Genomic DNA, 16,060 nt, shown 5'->3' with positions numbered 1-16,060 from the left:
CGGTGCCGCTGGGCGGGCGCCGCGCTCAGAGCATGATTTCGACCGCAAAGCCCGCGAGCCCCGCCGAGGGCGTCACGCCGAGCCATTGCGCACAGCGGCGGGTGAAGTGCGATTGATCGGCAAAGCCGCCCGCCGCCGCCGCGTCGGCGAGGCCTCCACCGTCCGCGAGCGCGCGCAGCGCTCGCTGGAGCTGGAGCCATTGCAGCAATTTCGCCGGGGGCACGCCAAAGTCCCTACTGACGATTTCGCGCAGGCGCGAGGGCGAGAGACAGGCGACGTCGGCCAAGGCGCGAGCGCTCGACAAATCGTCGGGGTTTGTGAGCGCTGCAGACAGGCGCGCATCGACCGGATGCCCGTGCGACCGATCAAGATAGGAGGAGGCCCAGCGTCTCGCATCTTCCGCATTGGCGATCGCGCCGAGGCCGGCCGCTTCCGTCGGCGGCAGCAGGATGGGTGCCGATCCGCCCGACATCCTCGTACCGGCGCGAAAGAGCGGATCGAGATAGAATGACCGTACCATCGCGCCCTGCGGCCCCATGCGGTGCGGAACATGCGATGCGAGGGCGACCGCATGTCCAGTCGGGACCGTCATGTCGGCGTCGCCCGAAATCTCGAGATCCTGTTCGACCGCGAGGCTGATCTGATGCGCCAGATGGCTGTGGGGACGGCTGGTCCCGATCCGCGCATCGATCAATGCCCAGCCGGTCCCGAGCATGATCGAGCCCGACCAGGGGGCGGTGTTGGCGGTCAAGCCGCGTCGGCGCCCACGAACGGTTCGAGCGTGCCGAACCAGGCGACCAGCGCGAGTATGGCGAGCGCGGCGGCCGCTTCGATGATGAGACTCTTGCGCATCGCCGCAAGCGCTGCGTCGGGATCGGTATCGATGTTTTCGGTATTGCCACCCGCGGCTGCGGCGAGCGCCGGCGTCAACCGCCAGCGGTTGGCGGCCGCGAGCGCAAGCATCAGTCCGAACAGCGCGAGCTTGGCAAGGAGCAATTGGCCATAGGGCGAGCTGAGCGATCGGCCGAGATTCTCGGCACCGACGATGAACTGGCTGTTGATGAGGCCGGTTGCGGCAATGATGAGGACGCAGATTGTGCCAATGAGCGAAAATTGATCGAGGCTCCGCGCCGCAATTCGAAGCCCGCCCGGCAATTCGCGGATGCTTTGCGGCGTGACCAGCAAGAGAAAGGCGCCGATCGCGCCGATCCAGACAGCTGCCGCGATCATATGCAATATGTCGCTGATCCGGTGGATTGTGCCCGCTGCGCCTTCGGTCGCGCCCGCGTGGCCGGACCAGACAAGGGTCGCGACGGCCACCGAGCCAGCCGCCGCGAGTATCGCTGCGGCGGTTGCCGGCCAGCGGGTCAGCCAAATCGCCGCCGCCAGCGCGAGCAGGAGGGCGGCGCTCCGGTAGATCCAGGCCATGCCGACGTCGGTCTCGCGAACGAGATCCCAGAAGGGCTGGAACTCGAGCGAGAGGAAGCCAACGCCCTGCATCGAGGCGGCGAGTACGCCCATGCCCAAGGTGGAGAGCAGCAGTCCGGCGGCGCAGAGCCACCGCTCCAGGCGCCAGATCGCGGCCATTGGCTGGGTCCCGAGGCGTTCGCTTCGTGTCAGCGCGTAAAGCGGGAAGGCAGCGAGGCCGGCGATAAGCATCAGGTCCGCGTAAAGCGCGAACCTGATGCCGATCAGGACGGGATCGCCCACCGCCTTACTTTACGGTGAAGCTGAATTCGCTGCCCATGCGGTGGGTGTCGGCACCCGCGGCCGACCATGTCACCTTATAGGTTCCAGGCGTCAGCGCGCGCTTGAGCGCGAGCGTCATCGACTTGCCGTCCTTGCCCATCGCCGAGGTGTATGGAATTTTCATCGGCGCGTGATTGGCCATGCCGGGCATCGCGGTCATCACCAATTCGGTCTTGACCGTCGATGCGATCACCTTTTCGCTAAACGTCAGGCTGACCAAGGTCACTTTCGAGACGGTCGAATTGGCCGCGGGCGTCGAACCGACGAGCTTGGTATGCGCGCTCGCGGCGCTCGGCATGAGGAGCAGCGCGAAAGCCGCTGCCGCGGAGGGGAGAAGCGATTTGAACATAAAGAACTCCAATTGCGTGTCTGTGCCTGTTAATACGCAAGATGAGCGCATAACCCTCATCGGCAACGAAAAGAACGCAGCGGTGAGGGATGATCGTCGCTCATGCGTATGAGCAATGACGGAAGAATTGGCGAGACAGGTTGATGGACGAAGAGCTTCGCATATTGAATAGGATCGATTTGCCGGCCGCGCTCGACGCGCTGGACGATCGTATCATCGGCGCCCTTGCGGTGCGGCGCCGCGAATCGGCTGCGATTGGGCGCCTTATGGCGCTCGCGGCGTTTGTTTCGCTGGGCGGCGGCGTTGTCGCGGGCAGCGCGTTTCCCGAGCCCGCGGTTGCGGCAAGCCCGATCAGCCCGTTCGGACCTGCCAGCGCGCTGGCGCCGTCGACCTTGCTGGGCGTTCAATAAGGATGCCGTCACGTCGCCTGCTTATCGTCGGATTAATTGCGTTCGCGGCCGCCATCGCGGGCGTGTTCATCGGCCGTATCGTGTCGGAACCGCCAAGAGCCAGCGAAACCGAATTGCATGCGCTTCTCCACAGCGAGATCGACCTCACGCCTGCGCAGGAAGCGAAGCTCGAACGGATCGAAGCCAAATTCGCCGGACGGCGCCGGACGCTCGAGACCGAAATGCGCGCCGCCAACATTCGGCTTGCGCAGGCTATCGAGGCCGAACATGGCTATGGACCTCGCGTCACCGAGGCGATCGACCATACCCACAATGTCATGGGGACGTTGCAGAAGGAAACGCTCGAGCATCTCTTCGCGATGCGGGCCATCCTCGATAGCGACCAGGCGCGCATGTTCGACAAGAGCGTGGTCAAAGCGCTGACCGCCGATGCGCGGTGAGCCCCGACCTATCGCAGTATAGCGACCAGGACCTTGCGGCGCGCGCCTGCGCGAACCAGGAAGATGCCTATCGCGAGTTGCTGAGCCGTCACAAGACGGCGGTTTATCGGCTCATCGTCAAGCATATAGGCGACGCCGACGAAGCGATGGACCTGACGCAGGAAACCTTCGTTGCCGGTTTCGCTGCACTCGACCGTTACGATGGCGAGCGTCCGTTTCGCATCTGGATCGCGCGCATCGCCCTCAACAAATGTCGCGACTGGGGGCGACGGCGAAAGGTGCGCGCCTTTTTCTCGCGCGCTTTGCCGCTCGAGAGCGCGCATCATGTCGCCAGCAACACGCCTCCGCCCGACATGGAAACAAGTGATCGGCAGGAGCTGGCGAGAGTTCGTGCAGCGATAGGCGAACTTCCCGCGAATCTGCGTGAAGTGCTTCTCCTGCGCGGAATGGATGAGGTCAGCCAGTCCGAAGCGGCGGCGATGCTGGACGTCAGCGAAAAAACGATCGAAACTCGCCTCTACCGCGCGCGGACCCGTCTCAAGGCATTGCTTGCCGGAACGAGCGACAGCTCACAGGGTTGAGCGATCGTTCATCCGCCTGCCCGGCTGCTCTTTTTCCTGCCTTTCGATGAGGGGCGGACGCCGCGCCTGCGTATGGCATTAGGAACATTCAGAAACGGTCGGGAAGAACATGCAGATAGACAGGCGTCGGTTCGTGAGCGCAACTCTGGGCGGCGGGGCGGCTGCCGCGGCCGCCGCATGGTTCCCGGCGTGGGCCCAGCCGGTGTCGCAAGGCATCACCGCGCCCCTCCCTACCGTGTCGGGCAATGACATCACCCTGCGCATCGCGCGGCAGACGATGCGGATCGACGGCAAGCTCAGCCGTGCGATCGGGATCAACGGCACGGTGCCGGCGCCGCTGGTGCGCCTCAAAGAAGGCCAGACGGCGAAGCTCACGGTTGTCAACGACCTCGACGAGGACAGCTCGATTCACTGGCATGGCCTGATCCTTCCGTTCCAGATGGACGGCGTGCCGGGCGTCAGCTTTCCCGGCATCAAGCCGCGCTCGAAGTTCGTTTATGAGTTCCCCGTCGTCCAGTCGGGGACCTACTGGTATCACAGCCACTCCGGTCTCCAGGAGCAGTTCGGCCATTATGGGCCGATCGTCATCGACCCCGCGGGCGCCGACCCGATCGGTTATGACCGCGAACATGTCGTCGTGCTGTCGGATCATAGCCAGTTGTCGCCCGAGGCGATCTTCCGCAAGCTGAAGGTCAACCCGGGTCATTTCAACATGCAGCGCCAGACGCTCGGCGGCCTGCTCGCGGGCAAGGATCAGTCGCTGAAGGACCGCATCGACTGGGGCAAGATGCGCATGGATCCCTCCGATGTCGCCGACGTCAATGGGTCGACTTACACCTTCCTCGTCAACGGCCACGGCCCGCGCGACAATTGGACCGCGCTCTTCAATCCCGGCGAGCGCGTGCGGCTGCGGATCATCAACGCCTCGGCCATGACGATCTTCAATGTGCGCATTCCGGGCCTCAGGATGACCGTTGTTCAGGCCGATGGGCTCAATGTCGTGCCGACCGACATCGATGAGTTCCAGATCGCGGTCGCCGAAACCTACGATGTCATCGTGACCCCGGTCGAGGACCGTGCCTATACGCTCGTCGCCGAGGCCAATGATCGCTCGGGTCTGGGCCGCGCGACGCTCGCGCCGCGCGCCGGCATGGTCGCCGAGGTTCCGCCGCTGCGCGAACGGCCGCTCGCCACGATGAAAGATATGGGCATGGGCGATATGTCGGGCGGCTCAATGGCAGGAATGGATCATTCGGGCAGCGGCGACATGAGCGCCATGCCGATGCCTGCAAGCGATCCCGCCTGCTCCCCCGAACATGCCAAGATGGGCCATTGCACGCCGGCGGCCGAAGGCGGCGAGATGGCGGGCATGGATCATGGATCGGGCGGCGGCATGCAACACAGCATGCGCGATTTCAGCGTCGCGCCGCAGGTCAAGCGCGACCCGAGCGTCCAGACGATTTCCCCTATGCCATCGGATCGCATGGGCGAGCCGGGGCAGGGCCTCGAGAATGCCGGCCACAAGGTGCTGACCTACCATGATCTGGTGGCGCTCGATCGCAATCCCGACGTGCGCGCCGCTTCGCGCTCGCTCGACATCCACCTCACCGGCAACATGGAACGCTTCATGTGGTCGTTCGATGGCGTGAAGATGTCCGACCATCACGAGCCCATCCCTTTCATCGAGGGCGAGCGGGTGCGGATCAACCTCATCAACGATTCGATGATGAGCCACCCGATTCATTTGCATGGCCATTTCTTCGAGCTGGTCACCGGCAAGGGCGACCGTTCGCCGCGCAAGCATACCGTGCTTGTCCAGCCGGGCGGCACCGCGAGCTTCGACTTCACCGCCGACGCGCTCGGCGACTGGGCGTTTCACTGCCATATGCTCTACCACATGCACGCAGGAATGATGCGCGTCGTCAGCGTTCGCCCGAAGGGAGACGCCGCATGACGCGCACAGCGCTTTTCCTTGCCGGCACGGCCGCGCTTGCCTTCGCGTCTTCCGCTGCCGCGCAGTCGATGGATCATTCGTCGATGCCCGGCATGACGATGCCGGCCGAGCCCAAGCAGCCCGTTGCCAAGACGCCGCCGGCCCCGCAGCCTCAATCCGAACCCGCGCCCATGGCGGAAATGGATCATGGCGATATGCCCGGCATGGACATGGACCAAAAGGAAATGGACGCTCCGGCTTGCGCGCCGGAACATGCGGCGATGGGCCATTGCACGCCTGAGCCGGAGCCTTCGATGACCATGGACAAACCGGCGGCCGCGCCGGTGGACCCCGATTGTCCGCCCAAGCATGCAAAGATGGGTCACTGCACTCCGAAGGCGAAGCCGCCGATGCCCGGCATGTCGATGGACAAACCGACCGCTGCGTCGGCCGATCCCGATTGCCCTGCTGAACATGCGAAAATGGGGCATTGCACTCCGAAGGCCAGCGCGACGAACGAACCGGCCGCCGGTGCCATCGGCACCGACCTTGCGCCGGGCGACGCCCCCGCGCCGCCACCGCCGGGTGACTGGTACGCCGACCGTGTCTATCCTGCGGCCGAGATGGAGCACTCGCGCCACGAGATGATGAAGGAAAATGGCGCTCAGACCATCGCCTTCATTAGCTTCAATCTTGCCGAATATCAGGCCCGCAAAGGCCGCGATGGTTTCCGCTGGGACGGCGAGGGCTGGTACGGCGGCGACATCAACCGGCTCACGATCAAGAGCGAAGGCGAAGGCGTCTTTGGCGAAGGCATCGAGAGCGCCGAAATGCAGGCGCTGTATAGCCGGGCAATCGGCCCCTATTTCAACGCGCAAGCGGGCATAAGGCAGGATCTCGGGCCGGGCCCCGACCGCACCTATGCGACGATCGGCTTCGAGGGGCTCGCACCCTATTGGTTCGAGGTCGAAGGCGCATTGTTCCTTTCGAACAAGGGCGATCTCCTCGGCCGGCTCGAGGGCTATTATGATCAGCGCATCACGCAGAAGCTAATCCTCCAGCCGATGGCCGAACTCAACTTCGCGCTGCAGGATGTTCCCGAGACCGGCACCGGCTCGGGCCTCTCCGACCTCGAGCTTGGGCTCCGCCTCCGCTACGAGATCGTGAAGGAATTCGCGCCCTATGTCGGTGTCGAATGGGCGCGCAAGGTCGGCGATACCGCGCGCTTCGCGCGAGCCGCGGGCGAGGATGCCAACGGCGTGAGTTTCATCATGGGGGTACGGGCCTGGTTCTAGAAATTCGCGGGGTGGCGACACGTCAAGGAGAAATGCCGTGAAACCAGCTTATCGCAGCCTTGCGCTGCAGACGGTCATCGGCGGACTCATCATGTATCTGGTGATGTTCGTCATGATCGACCGGCTCTCGAGTTTCTACAACAACCTCAACATGGTCTATATGACCTTGATGATGGTTTCGCCGATGGTCGTGCTGATGATCGTCGCGATGCCCGGCATGTTCCCGTCGAAGCGTCTCAATACGCTTCTCCTGCTGGGGTCGGCCGTTGCCTTCTTCGGGAGCTTCGCGCTGATCCGGACCCAGACGACGATCGGCGACACCGCATTTCTGCGCTCGATGATCCCGCATCATTCTGGCGCGATCCTCATGTGCGAGCAGGCCAAGCTCTCAGATCCCGAGGTCCGGCAGCTTTGCAGCGGCATCATCGCAGGCCAGAAGTCCGAGATCGATCAGATGAAGCGTATATTGGAGCGAAAATGAATATGACGTCCGCTTACAGTAGGCGCAGGCTTCTCGCGCTTTTTGCGCTGGCCGGTGGCGCTGCGCTTGCGGGATGCGATCGCAAGCCTGCCGCTGTCGATGGGGCATCCGAGGCGACGACATCGCGGTCGTCAGCCAAAGCCAAGGGCGGCGAGCCGATGCTCGTCTATCGGGATCCTGAATGCGGCTGCTGCGAAGCTTGGGCCGATTTCGCGCGCGCCGAGGGCTATGCGGTGACCGTCGAGAACCGCGCGGATATGGCCGCCGTAAAGACGCGATATGGCGTGCCCGACCAGCTGGCGTCGTGCCACACGGCCATTATCGGCGGCTATGCCATCGAGGGCCATGTGCCGATGCGGCATCTGGCGAAGCTTCTTCATGACAAGCCGCGCGACATTCGCGGAATTGCGGTCCCCGGCATGCCGCGCGGATCACCGGGAATGGAAATGCCGGACGGAAGCGCCGACGCCTTCGAAGTTATGGCGTTCAGCGGCGACGGCAAGGTTTCGCAATTTCGCGCATGACCTTTCGGAACGACAATTGGAGACTGATATGACGAAATTCATTCCTCTATCCGGCGCCGCTGCCCTGATGCTAGCGCTGGCGGGATGCGGAACTGAGCCTGCGCAGGAGCGAGGCGCCACACCGGAACAGAGCGCAGTTCCTGCGGGGGAGGCGCCTGCAATGGTCGAGACCATGCCTGCCGCAGCGGCGCCGCCAATCGCCGCTGACCCGGCGCTAGCGACCAAAGAGGCCAAGCCTCCCGAGAAGTCTCGCACCCAGCAAGAACCGAAGGCGGCTGCTCCGCCCCGAGCGAAGGCCGTGCCGGAAGCGCCGCAGCCTGTCGCACCCGAGCCCGATCCGCACGCTGGGCACGACATGGACAAAATGTAAGCGATACCCTCTCGCATCAGTCCTTCGTCGGCTCGCAAGTGATCTTGTTGCTTCGGCGCGACGAGGGGCGGTCTGCTGACTGCGACGCGAAGCGCTGGAGTAATTAAATTACGCAGATTTTGGTCGCGGCGGACTGTGCCGTTCGCAGCTCGTCCACCTATGAAAAAAAATGTCTCGACGCGTGAGGGGTAACGCTTTGGGGTGCGTATTAATCATACCCGGTGCAACCTCCCAATGTCCAATTAACATATTGAAGTTACACGATAATTTCTATTGACCTGTATATACAATTGGTGCTCTCTAGGGTTCATAACGCAACCAATAGGGGGTTTCGCATGTCCATCAGAAAATCTTTGCTCGCGAGCGCCGCGGTGGTCGCAACTATCGCTACGCCGGCTTATGCACAGGACGGAGCGGCTCCCGCGTCGGCGGCAGAGACGAGCGAATCAGGGAGCGACATTGTCGTCACCGGTTCGCGAATCCGGCGTCAGGATCTCGCCGGAGTCGGTCCGGCCACGGTCGTGTCCGCCGAGCAGATCGAAAACACCGGCCTGGTCAATATCGAAACCGTGCTGCAACGTCTTCCCGCCAATGCCGGTTTCGCCGGCAACCAGACCTCTGCCTATTGGGCGAACAATGGCTATGGCACGGCGCAGGTCAATCTGCGCGGCCTTGGCATCAAGCGCACCCTGGTGCTGCTCAACGGTCGCCGCCTCGTCGCGGGCGGCACCGGCGCCAACTCCTCTCCCGATCTCAACATGATCCCGGTCGCAGCACTCGCGCGCACCGATGTCCTCAAGGACGGCGCGTCGGCGATCTACGGCGCCGATGCGATGGCGGGCGTCGTTAATCTCGTGACCCGCACAGACTATGAAGGTCTTGGGCTCAGCGTTCGCCAAGGCATCACCGAAAAGGGCGACGGATCGGATTTCACCGCCGACCTGCTGTGGGGCATCCGCAACGATCGCGGCGGCTTCATGGCCGCTGTCACCTACCAGAAGACCCGCGCGGTCAATATGGCGACGCGCGCGCCCTGTTCGCTGGCCGAAACCACGCCTGGAATGCTCGGCTGCGTCAATAGCGCCTCGACGATCGGCGGCCGCGCGGTCCTGCCCAATGGGCAGCAGATCAATTTCAACCAGGTGCTAGGCGGCAACGGCAATTTCTTCGAGCCTTACAGCGCGGCCAAACATAATTTCAACTCGAACCCGTTCCTCAACGCCGTGAGCCCGGTCGAGCGCGTCAGCACGGCCTTCTTCGCCGACTATGACCTTACCGACAATATCGAGGCATTCGGCGAATTCCTCTACACGTTCCGCAAGTCGAACCAGATTGCGACGCCGGGAACGCTGCGCAACCTGTCGATCGCGGCAAGCAACCCCACGAACCCGACGGGCCAGAACATCGTATTGATCCAACGGCGGCTCGCCGAGCCCGGGCCGCGCCAATTCTTCCAGGAAACCGACACCTGGCAGGGAACCTTCGGCCTGCGCGGCAAGCTGTCGAACGACTGGGGCTGGGAAGTTGCGGGCGCTTTCGGACGAAACACAGCAGTCGATGGTTCGACAAATATTGCCAATCTCGAGCGCGTCCGCAACACGATCAACACAGGCGTGTGCAGCCCGGCGCCTGGCGCGGCCATCCCGTGCGGCGACTATCTGGGGTTCGGCGACCTGACCCCGCAGGTTCTCGACTATATCCTCTTCACTTCGCGCGACCGCGGCGGGAACGAGCTCGCGACGGTGACCGCCGATCTCAACGGCGATCTGTTCAAGCTGCCCGCGGGGCCGGTTTCGTTCGCGGCGGGTGTCGTTTATCGCAAGGAAAAGGGCTGGCGCGATCCCGATCCGTTGACCGTCCTGGGGATCGCCAACACCAACCAGCAGAGCCCGATTTCGGGGACGAGCGTGGCCAAGGAAGCCTATCTCGAGCTGTCGGTGCCGATTCTCGCGGACAAGCCTTTCTTCGAGGCACTGACTCTCGGCGGTGCGGTGCGCTATTCCGATTACGATCTGTTCGGCAGCGACTGGAACTACAAGGCCAGCCTCGACTGGATGATCAGCGACAGCTTCCGCCTGCGTGGCACCTACGGCACCGGCTTTCGAATCCCGAACGTCCCCGAATTGTTCGGCGGGGTGTCCGAAGGGAATTTGACCACCACCGATCCGTGCTCGCGCTATGCGACGAGCGGCAATGCTGGGCTGATCGCCAACTGCCAGGCATCGGGCGTGCCGGCGAACTATGTCCAGCTCGGCACGACGATCCTGACCACGGTCGGCGGCAACCAAGATTTGAAGCCCGAGAGTTCAACAACCTGGACGGTCGGCACCGTGGTCTCGCCCAAGGGGCTGATCCCCGGCCTGTCGCTCACCGCCGACTGGTTTGACATCAAGATCAAGGATGCCATCCGCGCTATCCCGGGCTCGACCAAGCTCGCCATCTGCTATGCCAGCACCAACCTGTCGCATCCCTTCTGCGACGATTTCACGCGCAGTCCGCTGACCGGCGAAGTCACCTTCCTCTCCGCCCAGCCGATCAACACCGGTCGCGAGGAGATGAACGGGCTCGACCTCGGTCTCGTTTATAATAATGACATCGGCAGCGTGAACATCTCGCTCGATGTCAACCTGACCTATCTCAACAAATATGTCGTCCTTCCCTTCCCTGGCGGCGCGCCGATCGATTTCGATGGCTTCATTGGCGGCGGCAATGGCGGTTATCCCAAGTGGCGCGGCTATGGTGTGCTGACGGCCGAAAAGGACGGCGTCAGCGCAACCTGGTCGACCCAGTGGATCGGCAAGGCGACTGACTTCAATGCGTCGCCCGGAGAAATCGGCTACAGCACCCCCAACGTCTTTTATCACAATCTTCAGGTCGCCTTCGAGATCGACGAGAAAACGCGATTCCAGGTCGGCGTCGACAATCTGTTCAATCGCAAGGCGCCCTATATCCAGAGCTTCACCGATGCGAACACCGATACGATGACCTACGACCTGCTTGGCCGACGCTTCTACGTCGGCTTCCGCACGGCGTTCTGAGGACAGCGGCATGGCAATCCGTTGGCCGCTGCTCGTTCGGCGAACGCATAAATGGCTGGCCCTCGTCGTTGGCGTCCAGGCTCTGCTCTGGACGCTGACCGGGTTTTACATGGTGGTCGTTCATATCGACACCATTCATGGCGACCATCTGGTGCGCTCCCCGGCGTCTCAGCCCTTCGACCTCGACGGCCTCGCAGCGCCGTCGCAGGTCGTCGCGGCCGCGCCGGGCGTATCCGAACTAAAGCTCCAGCGCTTCTCGGGCCGATCCGTCTGGCGCGCCGAGACACCCGAAGGTCCAAGGCTCTTCGATGCCCGCTCGGGCGCGCCGCTGCCTGCCCTCACCGAGTCCCAGGTCCGGGCGCAAGCGCGGCGCATCTATACCGGCGACGGCAAGATCGTTTCGGTACGGCTTCTGACAAAGGCGCCGCAAGAAATGCAGTCGCGCAAGCCGCCCTATTGGCAGGTCGAATTCGAGGGCTGGAACCGCCCGACGCTCTATCTCTCGCCGCAGACCGGCGAGCTGATCTCGCGGCGGCATGCGCTCTGGCGGGTCTTCGATTTCGCCTGGATGCTCCACATCATGGACTATGACGAGCGGACCGACGTCAACAATCCGCTGCTCCGCGTCGCAACCTGGAGCGCCTTCGCAATGGCGCTGACCGGCGCATGGCTGCTGATCTGGTCCTTTAAGCGGCGCAAGAGGAACAAGGCATGAAACGGATTCGGCTGACGCCGCTGTTTTTCCGGCGCGTTCACAAATGGGTCGGCCTGATCCTCGGTCTGCAATTCCTGCTCTGGGCCCTCAGCGGCTCGGTCATGGCGCTGCTCGACAAGGACAAGGTCGGCGGCCACGGCGGCGGCATGTCGCACGCCCACCCGCTCCCCGCCGGGGAATATTTCGACGTCGCGGCGCTGCCGCGCGGCGAGGCGGTCACCGGAGTGGTGCTGCGCGATCTGGGGACGCGGCCGGTCTATGAGGTGCAATCGGCCAAGGGAGTCCGCCTGGTCGACGCAGCGACCGGCGCCGATATTCGCGTCGATGCCGCGATGGCCCGCGAGGTCGCGGCGATGATGAACGAGGCGCCGATCCGCGAGGTCAGCGTGCTTGCGAAAGCGAACCTCGAGGCCCGCGATCACGAAGGCGCGATGTGGCGCGTCGACTTCGCCGATACGGAGAATAGCAGCGCTTATGTCTCGCTCGATACCGCCCGCTTCCTTGTGATGCGCGGCGACACCTGGCGGACGTGGGACTTCTTCTGGATGCTCCACAATATGGATTATGTGAACCGGAAGAGCTTTAATCACCCGCTGATCATCTTTGTCGCCTTCGGAGCGCTGTGGCTGTCGGGCACGGGCTTCTACCTGCTCTTCAAGAGCTTCAGCCGCGCCGATTTCCGCTGGCTGCGCCGGCGGCGCAAGCCCGTCGTCAGCCGCAGCATCGCCTGACCTTCCGGCGGTCAGTCGTCGATCGAGAAGGCTGCCGACAGCTCGAAGCGCGAGCCGGGATGCGTCAGCCAAGCGTGCGAAACGAGCCGCGAATGGCTCCAGGTGCGGCGGGTCATTCGCAGCACCGGCTCGCCATCCGACAGGCCGAGCATGCTATGTGTCCGCGCGTCGGCGCTCTCGGCGCGGACACGGTGCTCGACCCGCTCTAGCGGTGCGGTGCGCGTCAGATATTCGTTCGGCGTCATCTGGGTGAAGTCCATCTTGCCATAGTCGGGGGCGGCCGATGCGAGCACGTACCGCTCCTCGAGCTGGATCGGGAACTCGGCTTCGTGATGGACGATAATCGAGTGGAACAGCTTCGTGCCGACGGGAACCTCGAGCAGGGCCGCTGTCTCGGCGCTTGCCCGTATCTCCTCATTCTCGACAACCCGCGCGCGATAGACATGACCGCGCGCACGGATTTCTTCGGCGATGTTGCGGATCTCGATCATCTGGCCGATCGGCTTCGGCTCGGCGATGAACGATCCGCTGCCCGCTCGGCGCACCAGGACGCCCGCCGCCTGAAGCTCGCGAAGCGCCCGGTTCGCGGTCATGCGCGAAACATCGAACTGCTGCACCAGTTCAGCTTCAGATGGCACGCGGTCGCCAGGCTTCAGGAGGCCGTCACGAACGGCGTCGCAAATGCTCTGCTTAATGGCGGCATAACGAGGCGCCGCGCGGCCTTCCTCGTCATCGGGTCCTCCGCGTCGGGCCAAGGCCGAACCATTTGAAATACTTGAACCACGACCGGGCGTGCGCGTGATGGAATCCATAACCCGTCTATACAGGTTGGCGCGCGAAAATTCCAAGCGCTCGAACGGAAAATCCGAACGGCTTCATTCGTCGGGCGACCCGTGCAACTTCGCGGTAGGCCAATCCAAGATTTACGCGGGAACTCGTCGGCTCATCGGCAGGTCCTTCGTCAAATTCAATTCGACTAAGATGGAAATGAAGTTGACTCGGCGTGACGCGGCCTAAAACGGACCGAGAACCTTGATTGCCCGGATACGGCAGGCCAGTCTGTCCGAATTCTGATTCTGGGGTGGTGCAGCCATGGATGTGCGTCAAATCGTCATGGGGGACGCACCAGCAATTCAGGAAATCTACGCGCCCTATGTGAATGACACCATCGTCTCGTTCGAAGACGTAGCGCCCAATATCGCGGAAGTTGAAAGGCGCATCGCCGCCATTCTGCCGTACTATCCCTATCTGGTAGCCGAAATGGATGGGCGTGTTGTCGGTTATGCCTATGCCTCGGAGCATAGGACGCGCGCGGCATATCGGACGTCTGTCGATGTCACGGTCTATGTGGCGCCCGGCGCACAACGAATTGGCGTCGCCCGTAGTTTATATTCTCGTCTACTGCCGGCCGCAGCGAGCTTGGGTTATCACGCCGCTTTTGCCGGCATCGCACTGCCAAACGACGCGAGCGTCGGGCTGCACGAAGCGATGGGTTTCGAGCCGGTCGGGATCTACCGCGAGGTCGGACGAAAATTCGGCGCATGGCACGATGTCGGCTGGTGGCAACGGCTGCTGTGACTGTTGTCGAAGAACTAACGCGACGTTGAAGCAATCGAGTCCAGGATTGCAGCCACGTTTGAAGCCCGCTCGGCTTCTGCCACCGTCTCGCCGCGCTCTTTCCGCTCCGAATAGCGGTCGACGAGCAGATCGGCATGGCCGCGCGTCAGAACGGTGAAGCGCACCAGTTCCTCTGCAACATCGACGATCCGGTCATAATAGCTCGACGGCAGCATGCGGCCAGCCTCGTCGAACTCGGCATAGGCTTTGGCGACGCTCGACTGATTGGGGATGGTGATCATCCGCATCCATCGGCCGAGGATGCGCAGCGTGTTGACGCTGTTGAACGACTGCGATCCCGCCGATACCTGCATCACCGCGAGTGCGCGCCCCTGCGTTGGGCGCAGACCTTTGTAGGCGAGCGGGAGATGGTCGACCTGCGCCTTCATGATCCCGGTGATCTGCCCGTGTCGCTCGGGGCTGCACCAGACCTGGCCTTCCGACCAGAGTGAGTGCTGGCGCAGTTCCTCGACCGCCGGATGATCGTCGTCGGCGATCAGGTCGGGTAGTGGCAGGTCCGACGGATCGAATATCCGCGTCTCGCAGCCGAACAGCTGGAGCAGGCGCGCGGTCTCCTCGACTACGAGCCGCGAGTAGGAGCGCTCGCGCAAGCTGCCGTATAGGAGGAGGATACGCGGCGCCGGATCGAGCGGGCCGAGACCGACCGCGGGCCGCGATCGGATATAGTCGGGGCATAGTGCCGGAAGATGGGCGGGATCGGCGAGCGTGCGCAGGCGGGAGAAGGTCGCGGACATCGAGTTCAATCTTTCGTGGGGGTTGAAGCCGGAAACCAGCGGCGCCCGAACCAGAAGGCGACGTTCACCAGCAGGATCAGAACGGGGACCTCGACGAGCGGGCCAATGACGGCGGCGAAGGCGACGGGCGAAGCGAGACCGAAGGCGGCGATCGCGACGGCAATCGCGAGTTCGAAATTATTGCCCGCGGCGGTGAAGGCGACGGCCGTCGTGCGCGGATAATCGGCCTCGATGAGCTTCCCCATCCAGAAGCTGATGACGAACTGAACGACGAAATAGATGGTGAGCGGGATCGCGATCCGCACGACGTCGCCAGGTATCGTGACGATCTCTCCGCCCTTCAGGCTGAACATCGCGACGATGGTGAAGAGCAGCGCGACGAGGGTGATCGGGGCGATACGGGGCAGGAAGCGCGTCTCGTACCAGTCGTTGCCCTTGGCGCCGGCGAGCAGCTTGCGCGTCAGATAGCCGGCGAGGAACGGAATGCCGAGATAGATGAGGACTGCTTCTGCGACCGTCCAGAAGCTGACGTCGATTACACTGCCTTCGAGCCCGAAAAGCGGCGGCAAGATGGTCAGGAAAAACCAAGCATAGACGCTGAAGAAGAGGATCTGGAAGATCGAGTTGAAGGCGACGAGCGCGGCGACATATTGATTGTCGCCCTTCGCGAGCTGGTTCCAGACGATCACCATCGCGATGCAGCGCGCAAGGCCGATCAGGATCAACCCGGTCATATATTCGGGCTTGTCCGAGAGGAAGACGACCGCGAGCGCGAACATCAGGACGGGGCCAATGATCCAGTTCTGGATCAGCGAGATGGCGAGGACCCGCTTGTCCTCGAACACCCGCGGCAGCTCCTCGTAGCGGACGCGTGCGAGCGGCGGATACATCATCAGGATCAGGCCGATCGCGATGGGGATATTGGTCGAACCCCAAGACAGGCTGTCGATCGCGGCCGGCAGGCCGTTGAAAACCGAACCGAGCAGCACGCCGAACGCCATGGCGAGGAAGATCCACAGGGTGAGATAGCGGTCGAGGAACGACAGGCGCTCCCGTTTGAGGTCTGTCATCG

At 63.1% G+C, this 16,060-nt stretch carries 17 protein-coding genes; 11 read left to right on the top strand and 6 right to left on the bottom strand.

Features of this window, described 5'->3' with window-relative positions; translation table 11 throughout:
• Positions 1-25 precede the first annotated feature (25 nt).
• The 3 genes from ACTIFP_RS15550 to copC are packed head-to-tail and all read right to left on the bottom strand — an operon-like array spanning position 26 to position 2,098.
• Entirely contained in the window at positions 26-751 is a 726-nt protein-coding gene (locus tag ACTIFP_RS15550) for a helix-turn-helix domain-containing protein (RefSeq protein WP_439569621.1), read from the bottom strand.
• The gene (gene copD / locus ACTIFP_RS15545) at positions 748-1,710 is read right to left on the bottom strand and encodes a copper homeostasis membrane protein CopD (protein WP_439569620.1); all 963 of its coding nucleotides are present in this window, start codon (positions 1,708-1,710) and stop codon (positions 748-750) included. Before copD ends, ACTIFP_RS15550 begins: the two co-directional genes overlap by 4 nt.
• A 4-nt stretch (positions 1,711-1,714) precedes the next feature.
• Positions 1,715-2,098, bottom strand: a complete 384-nt coding sequence (gene copC, locus ACTIFP_RS15540) for a copper homeostasis periplasmic binding protein CopC (protein ID WP_439569619.1) — start codon at positions 2,096-2,098, stop codon at positions 1,715-1,717.
• Between the two features lie 143 nt (positions 2,099-2,241).
• Here copC and ACTIFP_RS15535 point away from each other — a divergent pair, with 143 nt between their 5' ends.
• The 10 genes from ACTIFP_RS15535 to ACTIFP_RS15490 all read left to right on the top strand — a co-directional run bounded on the left by ACTIFP_RS15535 (position 2,242) and on the right by ACTIFP_RS15490 (position 12,616).
• On the top strand, positions 2,242-2,508 hold the full coding sequence (locus ACTIFP_RS15535) for a hypothetical protein (RefSeq protein WP_439569618.1): 267 nt from the start codon (positions 2,242-2,244) through the stop codon (positions 2,506-2,508).
• 2 nt (positions 2,509-2,510) lie between these two features.
• On the top strand, positions 2,511-2,948 hold the full coding sequence (locus tag ACTIFP_RS15530) for a periplasmic heavy metal sensor (protein WP_439569617.1): 438 nt from the start codon (positions 2,511-2,513) through the stop codon (positions 2,946-2,948).
• Positions 2,945-3,529: an RNA polymerase sigma factor gene (locus ACTIFP_RS15525; RefSeq protein WP_439569616.1), complete on the top strand. Its 585-nt coding sequence runs from the start codon at positions 2,945-2,947 to the stop codon at positions 3,527-3,529. The genes ACTIFP_RS15530 and ACTIFP_RS15525 overlap by 4 nt, the downstream gene beginning before the upstream one ends.
• Before the next feature lie 109 nt (positions 3,530-3,638).
• The gene (locus tag ACTIFP_RS15520; protein ID WP_439569615.1) at positions 3,639-5,483 is read left to right on the top strand and encodes a copper resistance system multicopper oxidase; all 1,845 of its coding nucleotides are present in this window, start codon (positions 3,639-3,641) and stop codon (positions 5,481-5,483) included.
• Positions 5,480-6,757: a copper resistance protein B gene (locus ACTIFP_RS15515; protein WP_439569614.1), complete on the top strand. Its 1,278-nt coding sequence runs from the start codon at positions 5,480-5,482 to the stop codon at positions 6,755-6,757. The genes ACTIFP_RS15520 and ACTIFP_RS15515 overlap by 4 nt, the downstream gene beginning before the upstream one ends.
• Before the next feature lie 91 nt (positions 6,758-6,848).
• Complete coding sequence (locus ACTIFP_RS15510) at positions 6,849-7,238, top strand: DUF305 domain-containing protein (RefSeq protein WP_439569706.1); 390 nt, start codon at positions 6,849-6,851, stop codon at positions 7,236-7,238.
• A complete protein-coding gene (locus tag ACTIFP_RS15505; RefSeq protein ID WP_439569613.1) occupies positions 7,169-7,762 on the top strand; it encodes a DUF411 domain-containing protein in 594 nt (197 codons plus the stop codon). The genes ACTIFP_RS15510 and ACTIFP_RS15505 overlap by 70 nt, the downstream gene beginning before the upstream one ends.
• A gap of 705 nt (positions 7,763-8,467) precedes the next feature.
• The gene (locus ACTIFP_RS15500; RefSeq protein WP_439569612.1) at positions 8,468-11,170 is read left to right on the top strand and encodes a TonB-dependent receptor domain-containing protein; all 2,703 of its coding nucleotides are present in this window, start codon (positions 8,468-8,470) and stop codon (positions 11,168-11,170) included.
• Between the two features lie 10 nt (positions 11,171-11,180).
• Positions 11,181-11,885: a PepSY domain-containing protein gene (locus tag ACTIFP_RS15495; protein WP_439569705.1), complete on the top strand. Its 705-nt coding sequence runs from the start codon at positions 11,181-11,183 to the stop codon at positions 11,883-11,885.
• Positions 11,882-12,616: a PepSY domain-containing protein gene (locus tag ACTIFP_RS15490; RefSeq protein ID WP_439569611.1), complete on the top strand. Its 735-nt coding sequence runs from the start codon at positions 11,882-11,884 to the stop codon at positions 12,614-12,616. Before ACTIFP_RS15495 ends, ACTIFP_RS15490 begins: the two co-directional genes overlap by 4 nt.
• Positions 12,617-12,627: 11 nt before the next feature.
• Here the strand turns inward: ACTIFP_RS15490 and hutC are convergent, their stop codons facing one another.
• On the bottom strand, positions 12,628-13,428 hold the full coding sequence (gene hutC / locus ACTIFP_RS15485; protein WP_439569610.1) for a histidine utilization repressor: 801 nt from the start codon (positions 13,426-13,428) through the stop codon (positions 12,628-12,630).
• Positions 13,429-13,708: 280 nt separating this feature from the next.
• Between hutC and ACTIFP_RS15480 the strand changes: the two genes are divergently transcribed.
• The gene (locus ACTIFP_RS15480) at positions 13,709-14,194 is read left to right on the top strand and encodes an arsinothricin resistance N-acetyltransferase ArsN1 family B (protein ID WP_439569609.1); all 486 of its coding nucleotides are present in this window, start codon (positions 13,709-13,711) and stop codon (positions 14,192-14,194) included.
• Positions 14,195-14,208: 14 nt separating this feature from the next.
• Here the strand turns inward: ACTIFP_RS15480 and arsH are convergent, their stop codons facing one another.
• Together arsH and arsB are read right to left on the bottom strand one after the other, a co-directional pair.
• A complete protein-coding gene (gene arsH, locus ACTIFP_RS15475) occupies positions 14,209-14,988 on the bottom strand; it encodes an arsenical resistance protein ArsH (protein WP_439569608.1) in 780 nt (259 codons plus the stop codon).
• Positions 14,989-14,993: 5 nt separating this feature from the next.
• Positions 14,994-16,058 (bottom strand): ACR3 family arsenite efflux transporter, encoded by a 1,065-nt coding sequence (gene arsB, locus ACTIFP_RS15470; protein WP_439569607.1) that lies wholly within the window; start codon positions 16,056-16,058, stop codon positions 14,994-14,996.
• Positions 16,059-16,060: the final 2 nt, after the last annotated feature.

The organism is Sphingopyxis sp. (assembly GCF_051861155.1).
In the GTDB taxonomy this organism is placed as follows: domain Bacteria; phylum Pseudomonadota; class Alphaproteobacteria; order Sphingomonadales; family Sphingomonadaceae; genus Sphingopyxis.
The sequence above is the reverse complement of the archived record's forward strand: the minus strand, read 5'-3'. Positions and strand labels throughout refer to the sequence as shown.